This window comes from Kribbella sp. NPDC020701 (genome assembly GCF_055562215.1).
In genome coordinates this window covers 1-1,318 of sequence record NZ_JBVHFT010000071.1, presented here as the reverse complement: position 1 = coordinate 1,318, position 1,318 = coordinate 1, and the positions used below count along the sequence as shown (strand labels likewise).

General features: G+C 69.4%; 1 protein-coding gene. It reads right to left on the bottom strand.

Going from position 1 to position 1,318, the window contains the following annotated elements:
* Positions 1-151: 151 nt before the first annotated feature.
* Positions 152-1,318: IS1380 family transposase (locus tag ACZ3HV_RS44570; protein WP_465693961.1), on the bottom strand; the 1,167-nt coding region annotated here is incomplete at its 5' end.

The window sequence follows — 1,318 nt, the reverse complement described above, 5'->3', positions numbered from 1 at the left end:
CCCCGGCAATTCATGGGGCTCAGTGATGGCGCCGCCGGGATGCCGGTGGGGCGGGCTTGGTGATGGTGGTGCTTCGCGGGTACGTCGGTTGGCCGGCTGGCGCTGCCGGGTGCGGTTCTCCGAGGGTCCTTGTCGCTGGTGTTGAGTGGGGTCAGGCGGGTTCGGGGATCGCGGCGATGTTCGCGAAGACCGCGACGATCTGGTCGACCCAGGGCCAGCTCGCTGGGAGGCGGAGGCGTCGCCGTCTTCCTCCGTGGGTGAGCCGGGCGGGCACGTGGAGTAGTCGGTAGCGCAAGGCTTTCGGTTCGCAGGTCGCGAGCCCGTGAGCGTCGCCGGTGAGCGCGAGCAAGCGCAGCCACGCGACCAAGTCTGCGGCGATCGCAGTGACCATCAGCCACGACTGGTTGATCTTGAACTCACGCGAGGGGAACCGTCCCAGGCCGGAGTCCTTGGCATGTCGGATCCGGTCCTCGACCCGGGCGTGGGCACGGTGCCTGGCTTCGAGGAACGCCAACTGCTGACCCGGTGTCTGGGCGGTGTTGGTGGCCACGACCTGGTAGCGCCAGCCGTCACGCTCCTCGAACAGCGACAGTTGCGCACCCGGATGCGGTCGTTCGCGGCGCACGATCAGCCGCATCCCGACCGGCCACCCGCTCAGGTCCAGCAGTCCGGTCAGCTCGGCGACGTCGCCTCCTTCACGGACCCCGCCGTCGGCGTCGGTGGCGGGGGTCCACACATGCTTGGGGATCAGCGTGATCGCGTCGCGGACCTTCTCGGTGACCGGGAACCCCACCGAGTACTCCAGGCTGCGGCCGCGGACCTTGCCCTGTCCGGTGAGCCAGTCCAGCAGGTCGTGGGAGGCGCCGGCACCGTCGCAGCGGACCAACAGCTTCTTGCGGCGTGCTGCCGGGACCTGGGCGATCGCATCGGTCAGGACGGCGATGTGGTCGGCGGCGGTGTTGGACCCGGCTTTCCCGGTCCGCAGCATCCCAGCGAGGAACTCCTGGGTGTTGTCGCACCAGACGGCCAGCGGGTGGAACCCGAAGGTCTTCTTGAACGTGGGCGCGGCTTGTTCCTTGTCGCTGTGCGCGACCACGATGGTGGCGTCGACGTCCAGCACGACGACGTCACCGAGATCGGTGCCGGCGACCTTCGAGACAGCCAGCCCGGCGTCGCTGTTGGCGAGTCGGGCCCACACGTGGCGTCGCACCTTCGCCCGTGCGGTCTGGATCCTCTTCAACGCCGCCGGGGTGAGCTCGTCCAGGGCTCGCCACACCGTCGGCGCCGACGCGACTGCTCCCATGACCGGCGCTTGGTG